Genomic DNA, 24,878 nt, shown 5'->3' on the forward strand with positions numbered 1-24,878 from the left:
TTGTACCCCCAATGTTAATCCCCTAATTTATATTCCGTTAATGTGGCAGTTACGCCATCGAGCTTTTGTCTTCGTATTGAAATCTAGGCGTTGCAAGGGAGCAGACTTAAAAAACCTTCACTACACTTTTCTTGGCATATTTGAGCTTGTCAGCGCAAAGACGCCGATGATAAAACGTCGAAACGGCGAAGGTCATAATTGATAATCTGGCGTGTTTATCATGACAGATAAGCTCACAATTAGAAATTGCAGTTAAATACAGCTATTTGCCACTAAAAAGTCTAATAATGACTAGTAAAATCGTGGTCGCTCACGTAAAATTTCACTCTTTTATTTTAACCCTAGCTTTGGCTCTTTGTGACAAATTACAAGAGTTAAACTATCGCGTCGGCACTATCGATTGATTGATGTAATTGATAGTCGAATCAGGCGCCCAATCGCATTGATATGCACAGATGCAGTGGATGATAACATGCAGCAGTTAACCGAGATCGTAGAACAAGCCTTAGAGGTCATTGATAAGGCCAGTGATCTAAAGACATTGGATGATATCCGTGTCGATTACCTTGGTAAAAAAGGTAAAATCACTGACATGATGAAAATGATGGGATCATTAAGTGCAGAAGAAAAACCTGCCTTTGGTCAAGCCGTCAACCAAGCCAAACAAGCCGTACAGCAACAGCTGACTGAGCGTATCGACGGATTGAAAGCCTCGGAATTAGAAGCAAAATTAATTGCTGAAAAAATCGATGTGACTTTACCAGGTCGTACCTTAGAAATCGGTGGCTTACATCCGGTTACGCGTACTATCGAACGTATTGAAACTTTTTTTGGCGAGTTAGGCTTTGTGGTTAAAAATGGGCCTGAAATCGAAGATGATTTTCATAACTTTGATGCGTTAAATATTTCTGAACATCATCCAGCTCGTGCCGATCACGATACTTTTTACTTTAATCCAAAAGTGATGTTGCGTACCCAAACTTCGGGCGTGCAAATTCGCACCATGGAACACGAAAAGCCACCGCTGCGCATTATTTCTCCTGGCCGTGTTTACCGTAACGATTACGACCAAACTCACACACCAATGTTCCATCAGGTTGAAGGGTTGATGGTTGCTGAAAATGTCAACTTTGCAGAGTTAAAAGGCATTTTGCACGATTTTTTACGTAACTTCTTTGAAGAAGATTTAGAAGTGCGTTTCCGTCCATCTTACTTCCCATTCACAGAGCCTTCAGCTGAAGTGGACGTAATGGGCAAAAACGGTAAATGGTTAGAGGTTTTAGGCTGCGGTATGGTGCACCCAAATGTGCTTCGCAGTGTGGGCATTGACCCTGAAAAATACTCTGGTTTTGCTTTTGGTATGGGCGTTGAGCGTTTAACCATGTTGCGCTACGGTGTAAATGATTTACGTGCCTTCTTTGAAAACGACTTACGTTTTCTTAAGCAATTCAAATAACGGAGCAATATTAGATGAAATTCAGTGAATCTTGGCTTCGTGAATGGGTTAACCCATCGGTAAGTCGTGACGCATTATCACACCAAATTACTATGGCTGGTCTTGAAGTTGACGGCGTAGACCCAGTAGCGGCTGATTTTAGCGGCGTGATTATTGGTGAAGTGGTTGAATGTGGTCAGCACCCAGATGCTGACAAACTACGTGTAACTAAAATCAATGTGGGTGGCGATGAGCTTATCGACATCGTCTGTGGCGCACCAAACTGCCGTTTAGGCTTAAAAGTTGCGGTTGCTATGGTGGGCGCAGTATTGCCTGGTGATTTTAAAATCAAAAAAGCCAAATTACGTGGTCAACCATCAATGGGCATGCTTTGCTCATACGGTGAACTTGGTATCGATATCGAAAGCGATGGCATTATTGAGCTACCAACAGATGCGCCACTTGGTGTAAATGTGCGTGAGTTTTTACAATTAGATGATGCCATCATTGATGTTGACTTAACGGCTAACCGTGCAGATTGCCTAGGCATGGCAGGTCTTGCGCGCGAAGTGGGCGTGTTAAACCGTCAAGCAGTGACCGAGCCAACATGGCAAGCTGCAGATGCAACAATTGATGCACCATTTAGCATCAATGTGGTTGCGCCTGATTTGTGTCCACGTTATTTAGGCCGAGTGGTTAAAAACATCAATGTGAAAGCCGCTACGCCGTTATGGATGCAAGAAAAATTACGTCGCAGTGGCATTCGTTCAATCGACCCGATTGTCGATATTACCAACTATGTGTTGATTGAATTCGGTCAACCTATGCACGCGTTTGACTTAAACACCTTAAACGGCGGTATTACCGTGCGTTTAGCTGACGGCGTTGAAAAGTTAACCTTGCTTGACGGTAACGAAATCACCATTCCTAACGACACTTTAGTGATTGCCGACGACAAACAGGCCGTTGCACTTGCAGGTGTATTTGGCGGCGAAAGTACTGGCGTGAATGAAAGCACCCAAAATATCTTATTAGAGTGCGCATTTTTTGCACCACTTGCCATTATGGGTAAATCTCGTCGTTTAGGCTTACACACAGATGCCTCACACCGTTTTGAGCGTGGTGTAGACCCCCAGCTACAACATAAAGTAATGGATCGCGCTACACGCCTTGTACTTGATATTTGTGGCGGTGAAGCTGGCCAGGTGGTTGAAGCTGTCTCTGCTGAACATTTGCCAAAAGCGGCCAACATTACTTTACGTCGTAATAAGTTAGACAAAACGTTAGGTCATCATATTCCTGATGCTGATATTGTTGATATTTTACAGCGTTTAGGCTTTAACGTTGAAGCGGCTAATGATGCATGGCAGGTCACAACTGCAACGTACCGCTTTGATATGGCGATTGAAGAAGATTTAATCGAAGAAGTGGCGCGTATTTACGGCTACAACAATATCCCTAACACCGCGCCACAAGCAGCGCTTACTATGCCAGATCACAAAGAAGCGGACATTTCGCTTAAGCGTGTTCGTAGCATTTTTGTTGCGAGAGGTTTCCAAGAAGCAGTGACCTACAGCTTTGTTGACCCTAAAATGCAAAATTTAGTGCATCCAGGTCAAGAAGCCATGGTGTTACCAAACCCAATTTCAATCGAAATGTCGGCAATGCGTTTGTCTATGTTCACTGGGTTATTAACTGCTGTAGGGTATAATCAGAGTCGCCAACAAGGTCGAGTAAGATTATTTGAGACCGGTTTACGCTTTGTTCCTGATGCACAAGCAGATTCTGGCGTTCGTCAGCAAGCCATGCTGGGCGCGGTTATTTCAGGTGTACAAAACGAAGAACATTGGTCAATGGAGTCGAAAACTGTCGACTTCTTTGATTTAAAAGGTGATTTAGAAGCAATTCTCGGCTTGACAGTTGCCGCTTCAGAATTTAGTTTTAAAGGGGCAACACATCCTGCGCTGCATCCAGGTCAATGTGCTGAAATATTACGAAATAATCGAGTCATTGGTTACATCGGCGCTATCCATCCTAGTTTGGAAAAGCCGTTTGGACTCAATGGCAAAACAATTGTTTTTGAGTTAGAACTGGATGCATTATTGCACGCCCGTTTGCCGCTAGCCCAAGCTGTATCTAAGTTTCCTGCTAACCGTCGCGACATAGCGCTAGTAGTAGACGAAGCAGTTTCTGCAACTGATGTTATGAATTTGATAAGAAAAGTTGGCGAAAATCAGTTGGTTGGCTTAAACTTGTTCGATGTATACCAAGGTAAAGGTGTTGAGGCTGGCAAAAAGAGCCTCGCTATCGCACTTACATTACAAGACACTACTCGTACACTTGAAGAAAAAGATATTACCGAAACTATGGATTCAGTATTATCTGCTCTAAAGACCGAGTTCAACGCATCGTTGAGGGATTAAAGTATGGCACTTACCAAAGCCGAAATGGCAGAACATCTTTTTGAAACGTTAGGCATTAACAAACGTGTAGCCAAAGAGATGGTTGAGTCTTTTTTTGAAGAAATTCGAGAAGCACTCGAAAATGGTGAGCAGGTCAAGTTATCTGGCTTTGGCAACTTTGACCTTAGGGACAAGAATCAAAGACCGGGAAGGAACCCGAAAACTGGTGAAGATATTCCCATTTCTGCACGTCGTGTTGTGACCTTCCGTCCTGGACAGAAGTTAAAATCACGCGTTGAAGCGGCAAATTCGGGTAAGAAATAGATCACTGGTTAATACGCCAAATCCGTTTACTGGATCTGTATTACTAAGAGCCACTCTTTATTGAGTGGCTCTTTTGTTTTTGAGTTTGCCAAAGCCTTGGTATAATCCTAGATATCAACCTTAAGTGTGTATTGTTCGTGCACGTTAATTTGGAGTGTTCCTTTTGTCTCGAGAAGCAAAACATTTTGATACCCGCTTTAAAATGGCCTTATTACATCCGCGTTTTTGGCTGACATGGTTAGCCATAGCGATATTGTTTTTATTTGGTATTTTACCCGCCAGTGTGCGCGATCCTATTGCCAGATTTTTAGCGGTCATTGTGATGAAAATAGCCAAAAAGCCCATCAATATTGCCCGAATTAACATCAGTCATTGTTTTCCGGAAATGTCAGAAGCAGAAGTTGCAGAGTTAGTTAAGCAAAATGTGAAGATGTTTGTGTTGGTGCTGCTTTCACAAGCGGAATTACTGTTTAGATCTACGGCTCATTTAAAGCGTCGTATCCAAATGAATGGCTTTGAGCACGTCAAAGCGGCCAGAGATGCTGGTCAACCTATTATTTTTATTATGCCTCACGTGTGGCCAATGGAATACGCTGGGCTGCGTGTCAACATGGAAATTCCCTTAGTAACGATGGCAAAAGCACATCGTAACGGTTTGTTTAACTGGTTTAGTAATCTTATGCGCACCAGCCAAAATGGCCGTGTATACATGCGTGAAGCTGGGATCCGCGCGTTATTAGCTGAACTTAAAAAAGATAACAGCTTCTTTTATTTACCCGATGAAGATTTAGGACCAGATAAAAGCGTATTTACGCCGTTTTTAGGTACAGTCAAAGCGACATTACCCGTAGTAGGTCGCCTTGCTCAAGCAGGCAATGCACAAGTGATGCCTGTAAAAATTGGCTATAATGAACAAGATAAGCAATTTATTATGACGGTAATGCCTGCGATAGATCCACAAGATATGGCAGGTAAAGAAAACGAAGCCTTGGCATTAAACAAAGCGGTTGAGCAGGTGATTAAAGCTTACCCAGAACAATACATGTGGTTTTTAAAGCTACTTAAAACTCGTCCACCGGGTGAGCAGCGCTTTTACTAATACGCACATTACTAAGTGTTAAAGGTGCGCTAACAAGCTCAACAATACTAATTATAAAAATAAAAAGAGGTTTATATGGATTTTAACGAATTGTTATCTGCCTTATCGTTTGTGGTATTCACCTACGACAATAGTCCGATTACCTTGCTGCAATTGTTGCAAGTGCCGCTATACATCTTTTTGGCCTGGTTTGTCGTTAGCAGGGCTGGGCGATTAATTGTCAAAGCGCTTAAACGTCGTAATGTTGGAGCTGATGCGATTCATTTATTTACCCGCATGTACTTTATTATCAGTATTGCGGTGCTGGTATTTACCAGTATGGAGATTTTAAATATTCCATTAACCGCATTTGCGTTTGTGTCTGGTGCGATAGCCATTGGTGTAGGTTTTGGTGCGCAAAATATCATTAACAACTTTATCAGTGGTTGGATTTTAATGTGGGAGCGACCCATTCGTATTGGCGACTTTTTAGAAGTGGGTGAGGCGCGGGGAGTAGTTGAGTGTATTAATACTCGCTCAACGTTAATTCGTCGTAACGATGGTGTACACATGTTGGTGCCAAATAGCCAATTACTTGAAAACACGGTGACCAACTGGACCTTAATTGATAAAAACGCCCGTACCTTTATCCGTGTTGGTGTGGCTTATGGCTCTGATGTGATTAAAGTGCGCGATTTAATCTATCAAGTCATTGGTGAGCGCGATGATATTTTGCCACAACCTAAACCGTTAGTGTTGTTTGAAGACTTTGGCGATAACGCACTTATTTTTGACTTAATCTTTTGGGTGAGTGCGGTATCTGAAACAGATATTCGCCGTCGTCGCAGCGAAATTCGCTTTAGAATGTATGAGTTGTTTAATGAGCATCAAGTGGTGATAGCTTACCCACAACGTGATTTACATGTAGATGGCAACCTAACCATTACTCAAAGCCATAAAAACTAACTGTTGACCATTTTAAAACAATAAAAAAGACGCCGCGGCGTCTTTTTTGTTGTTTATTTAGCAGCATGGCTAAATGGATGTTATTTGCTGGCTTTAGTGTGACGATCCAACAAATTTTTATTGATATCAGCCATTGATAGTCCTTGGTCTTCAAGTAGCACGATTAAGTGATACATCAGATCAGAGGCTTCATTGACCAGCTCTTCTTTGTCGTGAGTGGCTGCAGCAAGTGCGGTTTCAAGGCCTTCTTCACCGACTTTTTGGGCAATACGCTTAGTACCACGTTCAAATAATGATGCGGTATAGCTTGAGTCAGCACTTTGGCCTTTACGTGAAATAATCAAATTGGTCAGATTATCAATAAAAGGGTGCGCGTTACCGTCTTTCCAGCAGCTTTCTGTGCCTGTGTGGCAGGTTGGGCCGTTTGGAATGACTTGCACTAAAAAGCTGTCGTTGTCGCAGTCTTTGTCGATAGCGATAAGGTCGAGTGTGTTACCTGAGGTTTCACCTTTGGTCCATAAACGCTGCTTAGAGCGGCTAAAAAAAGTGACTTGCTTAGTGGCTAGGGTTTTTTCTAGCGCGGCCTGGTCCATGTAACCAAGCATGAGTACTTTGCCGGTTAGGTGATGTTGAACAACTGCAGGGATAAGCCCCTGTTGTTTGTCCCAATCTACGCTTGTGCTGTCAAATACGATATCAGTCATTGAGGTTCTCTTTTTTCGGCAACGTTATAAACGAATGGCGATGTGATTGGCGTGTAAGTATTGCTTTAATTCGCCAATATCAATAATGCCTTTGTGGAATACACTTGCCGCTAATGCGGCGTCGACTTTGGCAAGTTCAAACACGTCTTTAAAGTGTTCCATGGTGCCGGCACCACCTGAAGCAATTAATGGTACATCACAAATAGCGCGTATCATGCTGAGTTGTTTGATGTCGTAACCGCCACGCACGCCGTCTTGGTTCATGACGTTAAGCACAATTTCACCACAACCGCGTTTTTGCACTTCTTCAACCCAGTCTTGAGTATACCATTGGGTATCTTTGGTGGCGGCTTCATCGCCGGTAAACTGTTTCACTTTATAGCTGTCGGTTGCTTCGTCGTAGTATGAGTCAATCCCAATCACAATACACTGGCGGCCGAACTCATCTTGCAAGCGTGATATTAAGCTAGGATCGGTTAATGCAGGCGAGTTAATTGAGATTTTATCGGCGCCAAAAGCCAGCTTTTCCCGTGCCTGTTCAATGGTTTTAATGCCACCGGCAACACAAAAGGGGATATCAATTTGCTCAGCGACACGGCTCACCCAGGATTTATCGATTACCCGATCATGGGCACTGGCGGTAATGTCATAAAACACCAACTCATCTGCACCTTCTTCGGCATAACGGGCGGCTAGGGGAACGATGTCACCGACAATTTCGTGGTTGCGAAATTGTACGCCTTTAACGACTTTACCTTCACGAACGTCAAGACAAGGAACTATGCGTTTGGCCAGCATTGTATTGCCTCCTCAACGGTAAATTGATTAATCAGCAAGGCTTTGCCGATAATAATGCCCGACGCTTTGCTGTCACGCACCGCGGCAACGTTATCAAGGGTGGCGATACCGCCTGATGCTTGCCACAAAATGTGAGGGTATGCAGATGCCAGCTCTGTATAAAGCTCGGTATTGGCGCCGGTTAAGGTGCCATCACGGCTGATGTCAGTGACTAAAGCATGCTTTAAACCAACGGTTTCAAACTCGGCGACTAACGATTCGAGTGACTTACCGCCACCTGATTGCCAGCCTGAAACCGCAACAATTTTTTCGCCAGCGTCATTGATGTTGACATCAAGTGCTAGGCAGATGGCATCGCTGCCGTATTTTACAAACCAGCTTTTTACCAGTTCAGGTTCTTTAACGGCTAGTGAGCCAATTACCACACGTTTAACGCCAATTTTTAATAGCTCTGCAACTTGTTCTTCACTGCGAATACCGCCGCCAACTTGAATATCAACATTGAGCCCTGCGGCTAATTCGCTGATCAGCTGGGTTTGACGTTTGTTGGGATCTTTTGCGCCGGTGAGGTCAACAATGTGCAGTAACGTAGCACCTTGTGCTTGATAAGACTGCAATTGTGCCAGCGGGCTTAAGTCAAAGGTGGTTTGTTTGTCGTAGTCGCCCTGGTATAGGCGCACCACTTGGCCGTCAATTAAATCTATGGCTGGAATAATCACTGTGGTATCCCCATATTTAAAAAGTTTTGCAAGATTTGAGCACCCACTTTAGCGCTCTTTTCTGGGTGGAATTGCACCCCGAAAAAGTTATCTTTGCCAATGGCTGCACTAAATGATTCGCCATAAGTGCTGCTGGCTAAGGTGTATTCACTGATGGGCGCGCGGTAACTGTGTACAAAGTACACATAACTGCCATTTTCAATCCCGCTAAATAACGGGTGGTCGCCTACATCTATTTGGTTCCAACCCATGTGCGGTAATGGCAAGCCTTTGCTGTCAAGGTCGCCAATATCAGTCGGTACAAGGCCTAAACAGGTGATATCTTGCTCGCTACGCCCGCCATGCTCATTTGATAAACTGGCAAGCATTTGCATGCCAAGACACACACCCATGACCGGCTGAGTTAAACTTTTAATTAACTCGATTAAGTTTTTTTGCTTTAACGCATCCATCGCAGCGCCAGCGGTGCCCACACCTGGCAGTACTACGCGCGCAGCGCTGCGAATAACATCAAAGTCAGCACTGACAACGACATTGGCGTTAAGACGTTCAAAAGCGAATCGCACAGAGCTTAAATTGGCGCAGCCCGTGTCGATAATCACTGTAAGGTCATTGCTTGAAGAAACTGATTGTAGTGTCACGTTAACTCCTTACAGTACGCCTTTGCTTGATGGCAGTATGTCGCCTTCGACTTTCACCGCTTGGCGAAGTGTGCGGCCTAATACTTTAAATAGTGCTTCCACTTTGTGGTGATCGTTATCGCCTGTTGAACCAATGTGCAATGTACAACGAAGACCGTCTGCAAATGAGCGGAAGAAATGCGGCACCATTTCAGTGGCCATTTCGCCGACCATTTCACGATCAAAATCAGCCGTGAATTTAATGAATGGACGACCTGAAATGTCCATTAAGCATTCGCCGCTGGCTTCATCCATCGGTAAGCTAAAACCAAAACGCGCAATACCCCGTTTGTCGCCGAGTGCCTGGCGAATAGCATCACCAATGGCTAGGGCGGTGTCTTCAACACTGTGGTGATCGTCAATTTCTAAATCGCCGTCGACGTGCACGTCCATTTTGAAATTGCCGTGAGTTTGAATTTGGTCAAGCATGTGGTCAAAAAAGCCGATACCGGTTTCAATTGAACCTTTGGTTTGACTGTCTAAGTCGATAGTGACTTTGATGTTGGTTTCTTTGGTCGTACGAACTACCGTTGCGATACGACCTTTGCTTAGCAGGGCATTGGCAATGTCGTCCCAGTTAAGGCTTTGACGGTCGTATTTAAAGCTTTTAATGCCCATGGCATTAGCAAGTTCTACGTCAGTGTCGCGATCGCCAATTACTGCGGAGTTGGTAAAGTCGATTTTACCTTGAGTTAAGTAGTCTTTCACCAGGCCAAGCTTTGGCTTGCGACAACTGCAGTTTTCGTCATTAAAGTGTGGGCAAATGACCACATCGTCAAACTTTACACCCTGGCTGGCAAAGATTTGCATCATCATATCGTGCGGGGCATCAAAGTCTTCTTTTGGAAACGATGGCGTGCCTAAACCGTCTTGATTACTCACCATCACTAAGCGAAAGCCGGCTTTTTGTAGCTTGAGTAATGCCGGGATAACCTGCGGCTCAAAAACCAGTTTTTCTAAGCGGTCTAATTGCTTGTCGATTGCAGGCTCTTCGACTAATGTGCCATCGCGGTCGATGAATAATATGTTCTGTTTCATGTGACTACCTTAACAATAGGGTGTAATTTTTATAGTTAACTTTTACAAGTTTAATTGGGTTTATGCCGCAGAGCCGTCAAATAACGCAACAATGGCATTGGTTTGTGGCTCGTTGGTAAAGCTAAAGCGGATAGCATCAGCTAAGCGTGGATCTTTGTATGCACGGGCAACAATACCTGAGTCTCGTAGGCGCTCAGCTACGCTAGCAACATCCTCAAATTTGGCTAATACATAATTACCATTTGCAGGCAAAACGTTAGCGCCAAATGAACTTAATGCAGCACTTAACCGCTGGCCTTGTTCGATTAAACTCGCCACCTGGGTTTGCATGGTATCAAGGCCTTGCGCACTTAAGGCTTTAGTGGCTAATTCAGACACGGGCAGTGGCACAGGATAAGGTGCAATCACTAACATGACTAAATCGATAATGGCATCATTGGCTAGCATAAAGCCACAACGCGCGCCGGCCAATGCAAATGCTTTTGATAAGGTGCGCAGTACGACCAAGTTAGGGTAGGTGCTGAGTAAATCTGCCACGCTGTATTGTGGGCAAAACTCAATATAGGCTTCATCAACCACCACGATAGCATTAGGCGCAGCTTGAATGGCTTGCTCAATCTTCTCTTTTGATATCACTGTCCCTGTTGGGTTATTTGGGTTACAAATAAACACGATTTTAGCGGCGCCAATTTGAGTTGGCCATGCCTGTGGTAGCTGATAATCATCGGTTAAATTTAATGCAGTTACCCCAACATTAAATGTAGCTGCGCTAATGGCGTACATACCGTAAGTGGGACCAAAACAAGCGATACTGTCGACACCAGGCACACAAAAGGTGCGGATTAACAGTTCAATAGCTTCATCAGCGCCGCGACTTGCAATAATGTTACTGGCCTTTACGCCTGAATAGTTGCTGTATGCATTAATCAGCTCAGGAGGTTGGCACTCAGGGTAACGATTTACTTTATCTAAATCACTGTTGTTAAACGGTGACTCGTTAGCATTGATCCAAATATCACCACGTCCACCAATGCGTCTGGCGCTTTGGTACGGGGTTAACTGTAGCAATTCTGGTCTGGCTAATTGCTTTGGGTCAAAAGGCGCGGCTAAGGTTTGGCTCATGGTTTTGCTCTCTACTTTCTACACGTTATAGGTGTTAACTGATCTTTTGTTGTTGCGATCTTAACTTAAACTGGCTAAACGAATTGCGATGGCATTTTTATGCGCATCTAACAGCTCATTTTCGGCCAGTACCATGACACTTTGACCTAAAGTTTGTAACCCTTGTTTGCTGAGCTCTTGCACGGTAAAACGACGGCTAAAGTCAGCTAAAGACAAGCTTGATACTGAGCGGCTGTATCCATAGGTTGGTAATACATGGTTGGTGCCACTAGCGTAATCCCCAACAGACTCTGGCGTATAAGCGCCTAAAAATACTGAGCCTGCACCGCGTATTTGTTTAAGCACATCACGTGGCGAATCGGTTTGAATAATCAAGTGTTCTGGGCCATATAAGTTAGACACTTTAGCGGCTTCACTCATGTCGCTGACAACAATACTGCGGCTGCATTCTAGTGCAGTTGCGGCAATGTCTTTACGGCTCAACTGCGCAAGTTGTTCAGTTAACGCTTGGTTAACCGCTTTTGCTAAATCAACTGAGTCAGTCACTAACATCACTTGTGAATCAACCCCATGCTCAGCTTGTGATAATAAGTCTGAGGCCACAAAACTCGCATTAGCGTCTTTGTCGGCAATCACTAGCACTTCAGACGGACCCGCAGGCATATCTATCGACACGCTGACACGATTGTCTTGCGATACAAGACGTTTTGCTTCGGTAACATAGCGATTACCAGGGCCAAAAATTTTATCGACGTTTGGCACAGATTCGGTACCAAATGCCAGTGCTGCAATGGCTTGGGCGCCACCGACCTGGAATATATCGGTAATGCCACACACATTGGCTGCATACACAATGGCATCATTTATCGGCGGTGGGCTTACTAATACACGTTTTTCGCAGCCGGCAATTTTTGCGGGTAACGCTAGCATCATCACGGTCGAAATCAGTGGCGCAGTACCACCAGGAATGTATAAGCCTACACGTTCAATTGGCTCACTTCGAAGCTCACAGCGCACTCCCGCTTGGGTTTCAATATCGACACCATTAAACACTTGTGCGTTATGGAATGTCTCAATGTTGGCAACAGCCTGCGCTACAGCTTGCTTAACATCGTCACTGACACGAGCACATGCGGCATTAATTTGCTCAGCAGTTAACGCGAGCTCGGTCAGTTCAACACCATCAAAACGCTTGTTAAAGTTGATTAACGCCGCATCACCCTGGCTGCTGACTTGTTCAATAATATCACGCACACCTTGCTCAACACTGGCGTCACCGATTAATGGCGAACGCGCTAACGTTTGTTGTTGCTCAGTTTTAGATAAAGACGCCCAATTGAGAATTTGCATGTGTGTTACCCCATCATTTTTTCAATTGGCATCACAAGAATTGAACTTGCACCCAGTGCGGTTAACTCTTCCATCGTGTCCCAGAATAAATCTTCTGTGCTTACCACGTGAATAGCCACACGGTTAGTGTCATCATTTAATGGCAATACTGTTGGGTTTTCAGCGCCTGGCAGTAGGGCAACAATTTGATCTAAGGTTTCAAGTGGTGCGTGTAATAAGATGTACTTACTTTCGCGGGCACGAATAACACCATTAATACGCGATAAGATTTTATTGATGAGTGCTTGTTTTTCAGTCGATTGAGTTTCATTTGATTGGATAATGCAAGCCATCGAGCGATAAATTACTTCCGTTTCATATAAGCCGTTAGCTTCAAGTGTGGCACCGGTAGAGACTAAATCACAAATGCCATCTGACAAACCTGCACGTGGGGCAACTTCTACAGAGCCTTTTAGCATACAGTCGCTGTAGTTAATGCCTTTTTCTTGCATAAAACGACGTAGCAGATTTGGGTAAGAGGTGGCAATGCGAAGGCCTTCAAGTGACGTAGCATCTTTGTAAGCAAACTCATTTGGTACGGCAAGTGATAAACGGCATGAACCAAAATCTAATTCACGTAGCTTGGTGCATTGTGCTGGTTTGCCCGCTAATTGACGCTCAATTTGTTCTTCTTCTAGTACGTTTTCACCAATGATGCCGAGGTCAACAACGCCGTCCATGACTAAGCCTGGAATATCATCATCACGAACGCGTAATAAATCGATTGGCATGTTGTCTGCGTGAGCGATAAGGCGCTGTTCGTTGACGTTGAATTTCACACCACAACTTTTAAGTAGCTGCTGAGATTCTTTTGATAAACGGCCTGATTTCTGAATGGCGATGCGTAAACGTTTAGACTGGCTCATGTGATACTTCCTTAATGTGTCAAATATAAAATGTTGTAAATTTAAAAGCTTAAATAAAAATAATACGGTAGAAAACAAAAAACCCCTGAAATTCCTTCCAGGGGTTTATGTGAAAATATGTTCACCACCAGAAGGATAACGTCCTTCGGCAGTAAGCATCCGAAGGCTACCGCATATGGTGATGATGATGGAATGTAGTCACTTGGATGTTCATAATTGATCTCTTAATTCTGTGTTACTTAGTCATTTTTAATGAGGAGTTATTCACTCATTAAATGTCGTGTAAATCGACTTGCAGTTAACTTAACCGCATTTATGTTTGTTTGCAATAGTGGAGAATGCATTAATGTCATTTAATTACCAGATTTTTTGCATAAGTTATGCTTTGTTGTTAATTGGCGATCAATTACGCCCATTAAGGATAAAATTTGAACGCCGTGATGTTAATGGCTGTTAGGAATAATGCAGTTAACATCACGCAATATATGACAAGTGCTAAAATTGTGTCATGTCATCATGGGGTTTGACTCTTGTGATATAACGGCCTAAAAGTCCTGTTTAAGTCAGCCCACATAAACGTAATGTTGCACGCCCCATAAAGCTATTGATTCGCCTTGCAGGCTAGGGTGTATTATCCTTTTATAATATAAAGCGTTACTCGAGGTGTGTATGCATGAAGACCTTTGATTTAGTGGCACTTAAAGATGTGATGGATCTGATGCTAGATGCGGTTTGTGTGGTAAACAAAAAAGGCGATTTTGTTTTTGTCAGTGCCGCATTTGAAGATATTTTTGGTTATTCTCCAGACGAAGTTATCGGCAAACCTATGATTGATCATGTTTACCCGGACGATGGTGACGTGACACTCAATGTTGTCGCCGGTTTATTGGATGGCAATCTTCTGCCTCGGTTTGAAAATCGTTGGATCCGTAAAGATGGCACTATTATTCATGTTTTATGGTCTGCGCGTTGGTCTGAAGACCACCAATTTCGCATCGCCATTGCTCATGATATTACTGAGCGAAAACTGATGGAACAACAGCTTCATTATAGTGCCGGACACGACCCATTAACCGACTTACCTAACAGGGCATTGTTTTTTGACCGTTTACAAACCTCTCTCGGTCTAGCGCGTCGCGAAGGTTCCCACCTGTCTTTATTGTTTATCGACATTGATGGCTTTAAACATGTAAATGACAACTATGGCCACCTCATCGGCGACAAACTGTTAAAGTGCATTGCGCAACGTTTAAGGGATTGTGTGCGACATTCTGACACGGTAGGGCGTTTTGGCGGTGATGAGTTTGTTGTAGTGCTCAATGGAATTGATTTATTGACTGATGTATTGCTTATTGCTGAAACCATTCGTGCAGAGCTTGAACGGCCATACCAACTCGAACAGCATAATTTACAGCTTTCACCCAGTATTGGTGTGGCGCGTTATCCAGAGCATGGTGACAACGAGCAACAATTACTCAAACATGCAGATAATGCCATGTACAAAGCCAAAAATGCGGGCGGCAACCGCATTGAAATTCAATAGCTAATACGTCAGTTATTAGCGTATTTAACCCTTTTTTCAAATATTCTCTTGAGTCTGTGGGTCCATTTTATGGATAAATCATGTTTGATGAAGTGAGTTGCAACTGTATTTGATTGCTTATATCGACTTTTTGACTTGCCGTTAATTGCGTTGAATTATCAATGGCACTCAGTGCAGCGCGTTTATCAAATCCACTCCAGACATTCACCGTACTGACAATCGACTCTTCACGTGAGGCGGCGTCGCTAATCCTCTCTGCGACATTAAAGGCTTGTTGTGGATCGCTTTGGCTGAGTTGGTTTGCTCTTTGGCGGTAGGCAATGTCTTTATTGTCATCTGATAGCATTTCTACTACCTGTAAAAAGCTTGATTCAGAATAATCTGCTAGCGCATAACTGGCATTAATAATAATATCTCGCTGCACATTAGCATCGTAATTATCGATTCTGGCGAGCATCATATTGGGTTCTACGCTGGCGATTTCAGCTAACGCACTGTTGAAATAGTCTTGGTTTAAATCGTAAGCTTGTTTTTGATTATTTAAAAACACTAATGCCGCCTCGGGATCGGTTTCAGCCATTTTGCGAGAAATAATAAACACACCGCTGGCACGCTGCTCAACCGAAATACCCTCTAACCAGTCGACAGCATCTTGAATGTTTTTTTCCACTAACTGATAAACCATCGACGTGACCAAATAGTTGGTTGATTCATTCAAAGGCAATGATGAGATTAAATTAGCCGCTTCATTGGGCGATTGCTCAATGTAGTAGTACATGGTGTTCAAATACATCTTTAAAGTCGATTGTGTTTCTGATTGCTGTTTTAACCATTCAAATGCGCTAATAGCATCGCTGCTGGCCCATGAATCGACAATCGACATGACAATCGAAGATCTCATTGGTTCTACTGCTAACAGTTCAACATCGCTTAATGCTTGTTGTGGGTTAACTGAGGCTAAGCCGCGTAAGTAGCTGTCCAGTAACGATTCGTATAGCTCTGTACTTTTTTGTTGTTCAAGCCATGAAATCACGTTCGAAAATTGTTTTTTACCGGCAATCTCTAAGATAAAGCCGTATAAGTCTTCATGTTGTGTTTCTTGAGCAATGAGTAGGGCTTCTAAAGGATCTTGTTCTGCGAGCTGCATGATTTTGAAAATCGACATGTACGGTGTTTCATCAGTATTTAACGAGGCTTTTAGCGCGTCACGATCAAACTGTTTTTGCTCGATGAGTTGAGGCTGTTGTGGCGATGTATGGTTTGATGATGCTGAAGATGTATGCTGTACTACCGTGCTTTGGTTTAAAACATTGGCACTGCTCGTGGTATTGTGAGCGTCGCTAGGCCAAAGCAGTGGGTAACTGACAAAACCGATACTCCAACTGATGACGACCACGATTAACCATTTCATTATTGCTTTTCCTTAAGCTGTGTTTAAAAAAATCATGATGTTTACGGTATTATGATGCCATTTAGATTGCAATGAAATGTTGAGATTTCAGGTTGGCAAAATGGAAAAGCCTTTTATGGTGAATCCGGGTTCGCACTCCTGCATGCTATTTGACTCAAGCACTATATAGACGACTAACGGAACATTATGCGTAAAACAGATAAGAAAATAGATAACCAACTTAGGCAATCACTCACTGAAGTTTGTGATCATGCTTTGGCTGCATATGCGGGATTTGAATGGTTAACACACACTGTTGACTACAATACATTCCCTAAAAGTTTACGCATTGTGTGCGTGTTTGACACCGAGGCTCTCCTTACTCAACTTAACCACAACGGCCATAAACTTGAATTACTTCAGTTAATTAAAGGCACTTTGGCTAAAGATGGTATTGTGCTCAACAATATCGAGCAACATGTTAAGTTTGATACCGAAGCTGCATGCGCACAACAACACCATGGCAATTGGGCATTACGTTTGAGCGGCGCCAATCAGTATCATTAATCAGTGCCGCTAATCACTGCCACTAATCACTAGCTCTAAAATAAGTACCGCTAATAAATGTCATTTTATGAGTATGTCAATTGAGATGAATTAGCCCTTACTCAGTTGCTTGAAGTTGTCTAGATGGTTATAAAAATGCAGTACATGAGCGAATTCATAATCTTGTTTAGTGAGTTCACCATAAGCAAAGTGCGGCGCTAATTTTCCCTGATATTGCGAAAAATCTTGCAATGACGTTATTAGTCGAGCTAAAGCTTGATGAGTATCAGTTAGTGGTTCAAGCATGGGGGCGGCAGGGATAGCTTCTGTAAGGTTGTGAGTCATTGCGCCTTTTGTGGCAAAAGCAGAGAATGCTAACGCACCTATTGTGTGTTTAAACATTGCAGATTTGTGCTGAGGAAATCCGCTCATTGAAAACTCAACGCTTTGAGCACAATGCGTAAAGATTTGTGCACTATTCCATTGGCCTATACTCAAGTCTGCTAGTTCCTCTGCTGGCAGCACAGCAAGCTGTTGCAGCTTAGACAGTAATGCTTCAATTGTCAGTAATTTGGTATCGGCACCTTGACTTAACCAAAGCGTACTTGCGCCGCTAATACCAACAACGGTACTTATCATGCCCACTTTTAAAAACTGTCTACGTTGCATTAATTTGCCTTATTATTTTCTGATAGGCGAGTAAACTCAATATTAAAGCCTTTGTTATTATGGCCGCTGATCTTCACTGTGATCTGATCATGGTCGATAAAGTCATACTCAATTTTATTTGGAAAGTCATGTGAGCTATTTTCAAATACAAGTCGTGTTTTTTCACATTGGGTTAATTTAAATGCCACAGGCAAAGGATTATGCGCCACTGTTGCCACATAAAAAATCCCTTCAGGCATGCTCAATAAATGCAAAGATTCATTGTGTTTCCACTGTTCGTTATAGGTTTGACCGTTGCCCTCAAAAGTGTTGTCGCTGACTTGTAACCATTGTTCTTGCCGAGTTATCTGCGATTGCACACTCTGCCAGGTGCCTAATAACGCGTTTAGGTCAGAGAGCCTTTCACACTTTTCGGCCCAAGAGGGGATTGGCAATAATACAAACAACAATAAAATAAATTTCATTAGTGCACCTGCGTAACGACATTGTTCATCTTAGACGACTTTCTTGCATATACCCAAACAACCTGAAGATGCTCGATTTCAGCAAGAATTTACACGCGTTTAAGCAAGGCATTGATTGCGGGGAATGGTCGTTCCCTTTCCAAAATAAGCTAAATTAACAAAAGCCGCAGCATAAACGCGTGTAAAACTTGCCCTTTGGGAGCTTCACCGTGTCCCCCTTATTATTAAATCAAGAGCGTTGTTGCGCTAATTCATAATACCAATTCCATTAATTATGTGACCAATCAGAGTCACTCAGATTGTTCAGTTTGAGGCGCATTGTTGAAATAATGGTTATTCCCTTCTAAGGCAATGCAACAAAGAAATGAACGGTCTGAGAGCCTCCTGCAAGGCGGGTTTCTGTGCCTTCTATGCTGCTTAATAGCATTTTGACGTACGACTGCATGGATGCAGGAGGTAGAGCAACGCAGGAGCCGTTGCCGAGAGCAACTATGCCTACAATTCTATTACTTGCCTAGAAGGCACAGAACTCCCGCTGAATGACCAGATAATTAATGGAATTGGTATAAGGTACCTACATTACTGCATTAACGCGCCTAGTATTGAAAACACAGTGAAGCTCTGAAACCCGCATCTTCAAGTTGATTGGGTATATACTATCGAAAATAAAGGCGTAGCCATAAATGTTGTTACTATTGCCATAACCACCATAATCGAAAATAATCCTTGTTCAATAATGCCATGTTGTAGTGCAATATTGATAATAATAAGCTCCATTAACCCTCTGGCATTCATTAAAGCACCAATGGCCATCGCGGTTGGGTTGTCGGCACCACTTAACCTAGCAGCAGCCCAACATGCCAGTCCTTTAGCCAATATGGAGGCCAGTAAAATTACTGCGGTAATGCCGAATAATTGCCATGAAGCTAGTAAGGTTAACTCGGTTTTTAAACCAGAATAGGTAAAAAACATGGGTAACAAAATGATTACCGTAATCGAGAGTAATCTTGCTGTTAGTATGTCAGTCAGTTTACCTCTAGGCATCGCGACACCGAGTAAAAAACCGCCAAATACAGCATGCAGCCCAACCCAATCCATTACGTATGCGGAGATGGCAAATAACAATAAAATTCCCATAAAGGGAGCAAAGGCCAACTTACCACGCGTTTGCACATGATTAGCGAGAGGTTGCAGCCAGGTGGTTGCTTTTGTAAGCATGATATACCCATAAAAGGCGCCTCCGCACAGAGCTTTTATAACCAACAAAAAACCTCCGCCATAACTGCCAAGTACAATTGCAAGAATAAACCAGGCAGCAACATCGTCTATGGCACCCGCTGCCAACGCCAATGTGCCCAAAGATGTGCCTGCTAATCCTCGTTCATAAACGATCCTAGCCAGCATTGGAAAGGCGGTAATGGCAATTGCAGCCCCCATAAACAACGCAGCTTGCGTAAAACTGATATTTTCGGTGAATAATCCGGGTACATCTACCAGCCAAATGCATAAGATGATCGCGACAACAAAGGGAACGAGCATGCCAGCTAATGACACTGCCAGTGCTGACCTTACCTGTTTTTTAAATAAAGCGGTGTTAAATTCTAATCCAACCAAAAACATGTAAATGCCAACCCCTAATTGGGCACCCAAATATAGCCAAGATTGGGTTTGTTCAATAAAAACGCTTTGTTGCCATTCTGGCCACATGAGCCCCAAAAGAGAAGGACCCAACATTACGCCTGCAATCATTTCTCCAACAACTTTGGGTTGGCCAATAAATTTTGCTAAATACCCCATTATTTGAGATGCAACAATGATGATTAGTAGTTGCAACGAGAAAGCCAAAATAAGCGCAGCTGTATTCATATCGCCCTAGAGGAAATGCAGTCACTATTGAATTTTTAAAAGGACGCTAACTATTCTATAGAGTCGCGTTGGGGTCAAGCGGGTAGTATTAAAATACTGTAAAGATATCATGAAATAAAAAACTGCATATCAACAGTATTAATGCGATTAATGATTGGAAGATGTTGCGGATAACAGCATAATACGTCCAATGTTTGCCTATTATTGGGTACATTACATAAATTGAGGATATTTTGAGCTCAAGACTTACGCAAACCGTGATGCATCAATTTAGCCAGCACGGTGCCTTGGCTAAAAATGTGCACAATTATCATCATCGTCAAAGCCAGGCCGATATGGCGCTGGCAGTGAGTGAGGCCATAGGCCAAAAACATAACCTTATCCTTGAAGCTGGTACGGGAGTGGGCAAAACGTTTGCGTACTTAATCCCTGCGTTGCTCAGTGGTAAACAGGTAGTGATAAGTACTGGCAGTAAAAATTTGCAAGAACAGCTATTTTTAAAAGACCTACCCGCCTTACTCGGCATGCTAGATGTACATGTACCTATTGCATTGCTCAAAGGGCGTAATAACTATTTATGCCAGTTACGTCTTGAAAAACAAATGCAAAATGCTGCGCATTTTAGTGACTATTACATCGACGATTTACTCAAAATTAATCAATGGGCGAATTTAAGTAAAGACGGTGACATAGGTAATTTAACCTCGGTTGCCGAACATTCTGAGGTATTACCCAGTGTGGTAAGTACTAAAGAAACCTGCACCGGTAAAAAGTGTGAACATTACGATGTGTGTTTTACTCGTAAAGCACGTGTGCGGGCTATGGATGCGAAAGTGGTAGTAGTGAATCATCACTTGTTTTTTGCTGACCGATTACTCAAAGACACTGGGTTTGCAGAGTTACTGCCCGATCCCGACGTGGTGATTTTTGATGAAGCCCATTTAGTGCCAGACATTTGCATTAATTACTTTGGCAGCCATATATCCAGCCGTGAAATCGACACCTTACTCAATGGTATTATCAAACTTCATCGAGAAGTGATCCGCGACAGTATTCAAATAGAGCAATTAGCCCAGCGTGGTTTGCAGGCGCTAAGTGATTGGCATAACGCCATGTACGACAATCAGGTGTCTGACTGGCGTAAAGTTTTGGCTAACAAACAGTTAGCTACAGTGTCGTGGACCTTACAACAAGCATTAGCTGATTTAGCAACACTCATGACACATCATCTTGGTCGCGACGATCAGCTTGATTTAGCGTTTGAGCAACTGCATGATCTCGCTGAAAAACTACAAGATTATTTTGAATGCACAGACATGCAAGCTGCCTACAGCGTTGAATTAGGTGCAAGGTTTGTCATGCTAAGATTAAGCCCAATTAATGTGGCTAAGCAATGCCAACAATTATTTGATGCTAACACCCGCTGGATTTTTACCTCGGCCACATTACAGGTCAACCGCAGCTTAGGTCACTTTGCCACCGAGTTAGGCTTAACATCAGCCAAACAAATCATTTTAGACAGTCCGTTTGATTACCCCAACCAAGCGATGTTTTGTGTACCGAGACATTTAGGCAAAGTAGGGCAATCGCAACATACGGTGAAACAATTGGTTGATGTGTGTATTCAAGCCATTAATGCCGCTCAGGGAAGAACATTTATATTGTTCACCAGCCATCAAATGCTTGAGCAAGTCGCCTCGTCATTGCATGGGCGTACAACTTATCCGTTATTGGTGCAGGGGCAGGCAAGTAAACAAAGCTTATTAAATAAATTTAGGCAACTTGGTAATGCGGTACTGCTCGGCACCAGTAGTTTTTGGGAGGGGGTCGATGTGCGCGGTAAATTACTCAGTTGTGTCATCATCGATAAGTTACCGTTTGTGTCGCCTGATGATGCGCTTTATAAAGCACGAGCAGCCAATGCAGAGCGCCAAGGGTTAGACCCTTTTAGCCACATATCGTTACCCCAGGCGGTGATTAGTTTAAAGCAAGGTGTTGGTCGGCTTATTCGTGATGAGAAAGATCGTGGCGTGTTGATTTTGTGCGACAACCGCATTGTTAATCGCGCTTATGGGCAAGCTTTTATTAATTCATTGCCGCCAATGCAGCGCACACGTGATTTAGACAAAGCGCTGCAGTTTCTAAAACACATCCCTTAAGCTTTTTAAAACGCGGCGCATCAGTTATCATACTCGGCTTATTTGATGCTTTTTTACTGGGTACTTTTTTATAATGTCACAGCTGTTAACCATCCTTGCGCTTGATACCTGCACCGAAACCTGTTCTGCAGCACTTACTGTCAATGGCAAGGTGTTTGCCCAGATTGCTGATGCCCCACGTGAGCACAGCCAGCGTTTATTACCTATGGTTGATGACGTATTAGCACAAGCTCAAGTGACGTTAGCCGATGTGGATTTAATTGCATATGGCCGCGGCCCTGGCAGTTTTACCGGAATACGTATTTGCACCAGTATGACTCAAGGTTTAGCACTAGGTCTTGATTTACCAGTGATTGGTATTTCTACACTTGCGGCAATGGCACAAGCTGCCATTACTGAAGCCGGCGCAACTCAAGTGCTTTGCTGTATTGATGCGCGCATGAATGAAGTGTATTGGGGACAATATATTGCTCAAGATGGCATGGCGATATTAGTGGGTGAGGAGCATGTGAGTGCGCCTGAATCGATTGAATTATTACTTGACCCACGCCAAGATATTCATGCTTGTGGTACCGGATTTGATGCATATCCACAACTGTTAACACTGACGCCTCAAACGATGCCCTGTACCGAAGCCCGTTATCCCGATGCCAAGTATATGCTTGTTTTGGCTCAGCAAGGTCAACAACAAGGCTTGCATACCAGCGTTGATGAGCTTGCACCGGTTTATTTGCGTGATACCGTCACTTGGAAAAAACTTCCCGGTCGAGAATAGCCATTGGCGATATTTTGACATATTATTTACATAGACGTGTTAATCACAGTATAAGGTAACTGAATCGTAAATGACGATTAATCCAGCACTATCAACAGCACATAATCAATCAGGCCCAGTGAGCCTGAGTCAAGCTGTTGCCGGAAATCGTCCTATTGCGCCAGCCCGTGACCCTATTGTTGTTAACCCTATTCCTACAGATGCTGCTCAGCAAAACAATGATAGTCAGAAACTTGCAATCGTTGATGATGTCACTTTATCAGCAAAGCAACAAGCTCGCGTTGAATATGATCGTGACACAACGAGCCAACGCGGCGCGATAGCCCAATACTTGTCTACACAACATTCAGCTAAGCGTGACGAAATCCAACAAATGGTCGGTATCGACTTATATGCCTAGTGCGGTTTCGGCAACGCCTAGTCGCAGCCGTTTTATGCTTGAATTGCTGGTGGCTTTTTTACTGACACGATTTCCATACATATCCGTTCCGTTTAAATGGCTCGAAAGCTACTTCCATGAATTATCCCATGGTATTGCCACGCTATTAACCGGTGGTATGGTGAGCCATATTCAATTATTTCCTAATGGCGCCGGTTTGTGTTTTAGCCAGGGTGGCAGCAGCATTTTCATTGCTTATGCAGGCTATTTTGGTGCAGCGTTATGGGGTTATGTGATTTTTTTATTAGCGACGAAAAAAAGCATTATTCGCTTTACACTCAGCCTACTCGGGCTAACTGTCGCGGCATCATTAGTGTTCTGGGCACGCGATTTGCTCACCATTGCTATCTTACTGGTGTTAGCCATTGTTTTTTTGTTACCACTTAAATTAAAAAACAGTAGTGTGTTAAACACCTTACTGCGTATATTAGGACTCATGATAATTTTGAATGCCATGGCAAGCCCAATGGTATTATTGGGTTTAAGCGGTCAGGGCGATGCGGTCATGCTTGCGCAACTGACCTGGATACCTGCATGGATATGGGTTATGACATGGCTACTATTCAGTGGTGTTATGCTGTGGCTGTGTTGGCAAAAAGTAGATTATAAAAAGGGAGTAATTAAATGAAACGTAACATGATGTTAGGCGCTTTAATTGGTTTTTCGAGCCTTGGATTTACCACCACTGTACTTGCAGCAGATGCTGTGCCAGCTAAACAAGAGGCAATGCCGCAAATCAATGCTGCGTTAGCTAAAGCCGTTGCAAGTGAGTTTCGTTCTGCAGAAAATAAATTACGTGATAATTATCGTCACCCGGCAGAAACCCTATCGTTTTTTGATATTAAACCAGAGCAAACCGTCATCGAGTTGTGGCCAGGCGGTGGTTGGTATGCTGAAATTTTAGCGCCATATTTAGCCGAAAAAGGTCAATACGTTGCGGCTAACTTTGAAACAAAACCAGCGACAGACACCAAGCAAACTGCTTATTATCAATCGGCTGGATTAAAGTTTGAAAAATGGGTCAGCGACAACAAAGCCAGTGTGGGCAATGTGCAATTTGTGACCTTAGATCCACCGGCTAAATTCTCATTAGGTAAAGATAACTCTGCTGATCATGTACTGACATTTCGTAACTTGCACAACTGGGCAATGAAAGGCGAGTTAGAAGGTGTGTTTAAAGCCGCTCATGATGTGCTAAAAGTGGGTGGTTCATTTGGTGTGGTTGAGCATCGTGCTAACATTGGTATGGCTGCAGAAAGCGGTTATATGGACCAAAACCAAATGGTAGAATTGGCGAAAAAGTATGGCTTTGAATTAACCGCGAGCTCCGAAGTTAATGCTAATCCTAAAGACACCAAAGATTATCCAAAAGGTGTGTGGACTCTTCCGCCACGTTTGGCTATGGGTGAAGAAGATAAGCAAAAATACATCGACATTGGTGAAAGTGATCGTATGACGCTTAAATTCACCAAAACAGCGGCTAAGTAACCTGCTAAGGGGTAATCT

General features: G+C 43.3%; 24 protein-coding genes. 12 read left to right on the plus strand and 12 right to left on the minus strand.

From position 1 onward, the window contains the following. The first annotated feature begins 472 nt into the window (after positions 1–472). The 5 genes from pheS to GQA99_RS02335 all read left to right on the plus strand — a co-directional run bounded on the left by pheS (position 473) and on the right by GQA99_RS02335 (position 6,205). Entirely contained in the window at positions 473–1,456 is a 984-nt protein-coding gene (gene pheS / locus GQA99_RS02315) for a phenylalanine--tRNA ligase subunit alpha (protein ID WP_160052249.1), read from the plus strand. 14 nt (positions 1,457–1,470) lie between these two features. Next, positions 1,471–3,858 carry a phenylalanine--tRNA ligase subunit beta gene (pheT, locus tag GQA99_RS02320; RefSeq protein WP_160052250.1) on the plus strand — a complete coding sequence of 796 codons (2,388 nt, stop codon included), beginning with the start codon at positions 1,471–1,473 and terminating at the stop codon, positions 3,856–3,858. 3 nt (positions 3,859–3,861) lie between these two features. Beyond that, on the plus strand, positions 3,862–4,161 hold the full coding sequence (ihfA, locus tag GQA99_RS02325; protein WP_160052251.1) for an integration host factor subunit alpha: 300 nt from the start codon (positions 3,862–3,864) through the stop codon (positions 4,159–4,161). A gap of 163 nt (positions 4,162–4,324) precedes the next feature. Continuing rightward, positions 4,325–5,260: a lauroyl-Kdo(2)-lipid IV(A) myristoyltransferase gene (gene lpxM, locus GQA99_RS02330; protein WP_160052252.1), complete on the plus strand. Its 936-nt coding sequence runs from the start codon at positions 4,325–4,327 to the stop codon at positions 5,258–5,260. A gap of 75 nt (positions 5,261–5,335) precedes the next feature. Then, on the plus strand, positions 5,336–6,205 hold the full coding sequence (locus GQA99_RS02335) for a mechanosensitive ion channel family protein (RefSeq protein ID WP_160052253.1): 870 nt from the start codon (positions 5,336–5,338) through the stop codon (positions 6,203–6,205). 80 nt (positions 6,206–6,285) lie between these two features. On the opposite strand, the gene hisIE is transcribed toward GQA99_RS02335, so the two are convergent. From hisIE to hisG, 8 genes are read right to left on the minus strand one after another with little or no spacing between them, the layout of a single operon-like run. After that, positions 6,286–6,909: a bifunctional phosphoribosyl-AMP cyclohydrolase/phosphoribosyl-ATP diphosphatase HisIE gene (hisIE, locus tag GQA99_RS02340; RefSeq protein WP_160052254.1), complete on the minus strand. Its 624-nt coding sequence runs from the start codon at positions 6,907–6,909 to the stop codon at positions 6,286–6,288. Between the two features lie 24 nt (positions 6,910–6,933). After that, positions 6,934–7,707 carry an imidazole glycerol phosphate synthase subunit HisF gene (gene hisF / locus GQA99_RS02345; RefSeq protein ID WP_160052255.1) on the minus strand — a complete coding sequence of 258 codons (774 nt, stop codon included), beginning with the start codon at positions 7,705–7,707 and terminating at the stop codon, positions 6,934–6,936. Beyond that, a complete protein-coding gene (gene hisA, locus GQA99_RS02350) occupies positions 7,689–8,426 on the minus strand; it encodes a 1-(5-phosphoribosyl)-5-[(5-phosphoribosylamino)methylideneamino]imidazole-4-carboxamide isomerase (protein WP_160052256.1) in 738 nt (245 codons plus the stop codon). The genes hisF and hisA overlap by 19 nt, the downstream gene beginning before the upstream one ends. Continuing rightward, the gene (hisH, locus tag GQA99_RS02355) at positions 8,423–9,067 is read right to left on the minus strand and encodes an imidazole glycerol phosphate synthase subunit HisH (protein WP_160052257.1); all 645 of its coding nucleotides are present in this window, start codon (positions 9,065–9,067) and stop codon (positions 8,423–8,425) included. The genes hisA and hisH overlap by 4 nt, the downstream gene beginning before the upstream one ends. Positions 9,068–9,076: 9 nt before the next feature. Beyond that, entirely contained in the window at positions 9,077–10,144 is a 1,068-nt protein-coding gene (gene hisB, locus GQA99_RS02360) for a bifunctional histidinol-phosphatase/imidazoleglycerol-phosphate dehydratase HisB (RefSeq protein ID WP_160052258.1), read from the minus strand. A 60-nt stretch (positions 10,145–10,204) separates the two neighbouring features. Further along, complete coding sequence (gene hisC, locus GQA99_RS02365) at positions 10,205–11,266, minus strand: histidinol-phosphate transaminase (protein ID WP_160052259.1); 1,062 nt, start codon at positions 11,264–11,266, stop codon at positions 10,205–10,207. 60 nt (positions 11,267–11,326) lie between these two features. Continuing rightward, positions 11,327–12,616, minus strand: coding sequence for a histidinol dehydrogenase (gene hisD / locus GQA99_RS02370; protein ID WP_160052260.1), 1,290 nt, complete (start codon positions 12,614–12,616; stop codon positions 11,327–11,329). Positions 12,617–12,621: 5 nt separating this feature from the next. Further along, the gene (gene hisG / locus GQA99_RS02375) at positions 12,622–13,521 is read right to left on the minus strand and encodes an ATP phosphoribosyltransferase (protein WP_160052261.1); all 900 of its coding nucleotides are present in this window, start codon (positions 13,519–13,521) and stop codon (positions 12,622–12,624) included. 673 nt (positions 13,522–14,194) lie between these two features. Here hisG and GQA99_RS02380 point away from each other — a divergent pair. Continuing rightward, positions 14,195–15,064, plus strand: coding sequence for a diguanylate cyclase domain-containing protein (locus GQA99_RS02380; RefSeq protein ID WP_160052262.1), 870 nt, complete (start codon positions 14,195–14,197; stop codon positions 15,062–15,064). 67 nt (positions 15,065–15,131) lie between these two features. Here GQA99_RS02380 and GQA99_RS02385 read toward each other — a convergent pair whose 3' ends face one another. Continuing rightward, entirely contained in the window at positions 15,132–16,475 is a 1,344-nt protein-coding gene (locus tag GQA99_RS02385) for a hypothetical protein (protein WP_160052263.1), read from the minus strand. Between the two features lie 186 nt (positions 16,476–16,661). On the opposite strand from GQA99_RS02385, the gene GQA99_RS02390 reads away from it, so the two are divergent. Next, positions 16,662–17,021, plus strand: a complete 360-nt coding sequence (locus tag GQA99_RS02390; RefSeq protein WP_160052264.1) for a Fis family transcriptional regulator — start codon at positions 16,662–16,664, stop codon at positions 17,019–17,021. 90 nt (positions 17,022–17,111) lie between these two features. Here the strand turns inward: GQA99_RS02390 and GQA99_RS02395 are convergent, their stop codons facing one another. From GQA99_RS02395 to GQA99_RS02405, 3 genes are all read right to left on the minus strand, one after another. Next, positions 17,112–17,669: a DUF1569 domain-containing protein gene (locus tag GQA99_RS02395; protein WP_160052265.1), complete on the minus strand. Its 558-nt coding sequence runs from the start codon at positions 17,667–17,669 to the stop codon at positions 17,112–17,114. Then, complete coding sequence (locus GQA99_RS02400; RefSeq protein WP_160052266.1) at positions 17,669–18,133, minus strand: DUF6265 family protein; 465 nt, start codon at positions 18,131–18,133, stop codon at positions 17,669–17,671. Before GQA99_RS02400 ends, GQA99_RS02395 begins: the two co-directional genes overlap by 1 nt. 636 nt (positions 18,134–18,769) lie before the next feature. Beyond that, complete coding sequence (locus GQA99_RS02405; RefSeq protein ID WP_160052267.1) at positions 18,770–19,999, minus strand: cation:proton antiporter; 1,230 nt, start codon at positions 19,997–19,999, stop codon at positions 18,770–18,772. 260 nt (positions 20,000–20,259) lie between these two features. On the opposite strand from GQA99_RS02405, the gene yoaA reads away from it, so the two are divergent. The 5 genes from yoaA (at position 20,260) to GQA99_RS02430 (ending at position 24,860) form a co-directional block, all read left to right on the plus strand. After that, positions 20,260–22,158, plus strand: coding sequence for a DNA repair helicase YoaA (yoaA, locus tag GQA99_RS02410; RefSeq protein WP_170293497.1), 1,899 nt, complete (start codon positions 20,260–20,262; stop codon positions 22,156–22,158). Positions 22,159–22,231: 73 nt separating this feature from the next. Next, positions 22,232–22,933, plus strand: coding sequence for a tRNA (adenosine(37)-N6)-threonylcarbamoyltransferase complex dimerization subunit type 1 TsaB (gene tsaB, locus GQA99_RS02415; protein ID WP_160052269.1), 702 nt, complete (start codon positions 22,232–22,234; stop codon positions 22,931–22,933). 70 nt (positions 22,934–23,003) lie between these two features. Beyond that, entirely contained in the window at positions 23,004–23,333 is a 330-nt protein-coding gene (locus tag GQA99_RS02420) for a hypothetical protein (RefSeq protein ID WP_160052270.1), read from the plus strand. Further along, positions 23,326–24,000: a M50 family metallopeptidase gene (locus GQA99_RS02425; RefSeq protein ID WP_160052544.1), complete on the plus strand. Its 675-nt coding sequence runs from the start codon at positions 23,326–23,328 to the stop codon at positions 23,998–24,000. Before GQA99_RS02420 ends, GQA99_RS02425 begins: the two co-directional genes overlap by 8 nt. After that, positions 23,997–24,860 (plus strand): class I SAM-dependent methyltransferase, encoded by an 864-nt coding sequence (locus GQA99_RS02430; RefSeq protein ID WP_160052271.1) that lies wholly within the window; start codon positions 23,997–23,999, stop codon positions 24,858–24,860. The genes GQA99_RS02425 and GQA99_RS02430 overlap by 4 nt, the downstream gene beginning before the upstream one ends. Positions 24,861–24,878 lie beyond the last annotated feature (18 nt).

The sequence above is a fragment of the Shewanella litoralis genome, assembly GCF_009828585.1.
GTDB lineage: Bacteria > Pseudomonadota > Gammaproteobacteria > Enterobacterales > Shewanellaceae > Shewanella > Shewanella litoralis.

Coding starts and splice junctions, on each gene's coding strand:
- pheT (WP_160052250.1), top strand. CDS start 1,471: ATGAAATTCAGTGAATCTTGGCTTCGTGAATGGGTTAACCCATCGGTA.
- GQA99_RS02380 (WP_160052262.1), top strand. CDS start 14,195: ATGAAGACCTTTGATTTAGTGGCACTTAAAGATGTGATGGATCTGATG.
- hisC (WP_160052259.1), bottom strand. CDS start 11,266: ATGAGCCAAACCTTAGCCGCGCCTTTTGACCCAAAGCAATTAGCCAGA.
- hisIE (WP_160052254.1), bottom strand. CDS start 6,909: ATGACTGATATCGTATTTGACAGCACAAGCGTAGATTGGGACAAACAA.
- yoaA (WP_170293497.1), top strand. CDS start 20,260: ATGCATCAATTTAGCCAGCACGGTGCCTTGGCTAAAAATGTGCACAAT.
- GQA99_RS02400 (WP_160052266.1), bottom strand. CDS start 18,133: ATGAAATTTATTTTATTGTTGTTTGTATTATTGCCAATCCCCTCTTGG.
- hisG (WP_160052261.1), bottom strand. CDS start 13,521: ATGAGCCAGTCTAAACGTTTACGCATCGCCATTCAGAAATCAGGCCGT.
- GQA99_RS02420 (WP_160052270.1), top strand. CDS start 23,004: ATGACGATTAATCCAGCACTATCAACAGCACATAATCAATCAGGCCCA.
- GQA99_RS02395 (WP_160052265.1), bottom strand. CDS start 17,669: ATGCAACGTAGACAGTTTTTAAAAGTGGGCATGATAAGTACCGTTGTT.
- GQA99_RS02385 (WP_160052263.1), bottom strand. CDS start 16,475: ATGAAATGGTTAATCGTGGTCGTCATCAGTTGGAGTATCGGTTTTGTC.
- hisB (WP_160052258.1), bottom strand. CDS start 10,144: ATGAAACAGAACATATTATTCATCGACCGCGATGGCACATTAGTCGAA.
- GQA99_RS02430 (WP_160052271.1), top strand. CDS start 23,997: ATGAAACGTAACATGATGTTAGGCGCTTTAATTGGTTTTTCGAGCCTT.
- tsaB (WP_160052269.1), top strand. CDS start 22,232: ATGTCACAGCTGTTAACCATCCTTGCGCTTGATACCTGCACCGAAACC.
- pheS (WP_160052249.1), top strand. CDS start 473: ATGCAGCAGTTAACCGAGATCGTAGAACAAGCCTTAGAGGTCATTGAT.
- GQA99_RS02335 (WP_160052253.1), top strand. CDS start 5,336: ATGGATTTTAACGAATTGTTATCTGCCTTATCGTTTGTGGTATTCACC.
- ihfA (WP_160052251.1), top strand. CDS start 3,862: ATGGCACTTACCAAAGCCGAAATGGCAGAACATCTTTTTGAAACGTTA.
- GQA99_RS02405 (WP_160052267.1), bottom strand. CDS start 19,999: ATGAATACAGCTGCGCTTATTTTGGCTTTCTCGTTGCAACTACTAATC.
- hisD (WP_160052260.1), bottom strand. CDS start 12,616: ATGCAAATTCTCAATTGGGCGTCTTTATCTAAAACTGAGCAACAACAA.
- hisF (WP_160052255.1), bottom strand. CDS start 7,707: ATGCTGGCCAAACGCATAGTTCCTTGTCTTGACGTTCGTGAAGGTAAA.
- GQA99_RS02390 (WP_160052264.1), top strand. CDS start 16,662: ATGCGTAAAACAGATAAGAAAATAGATAACCAACTTAGGCAATCACTC.
- GQA99_RS02425 (WP_160052544.1), top strand. CDS start 23,326: ATGCCTAGTGCGGTTTCGGCAACGCCTAGTCGCAGCCGTTTTATGCTT.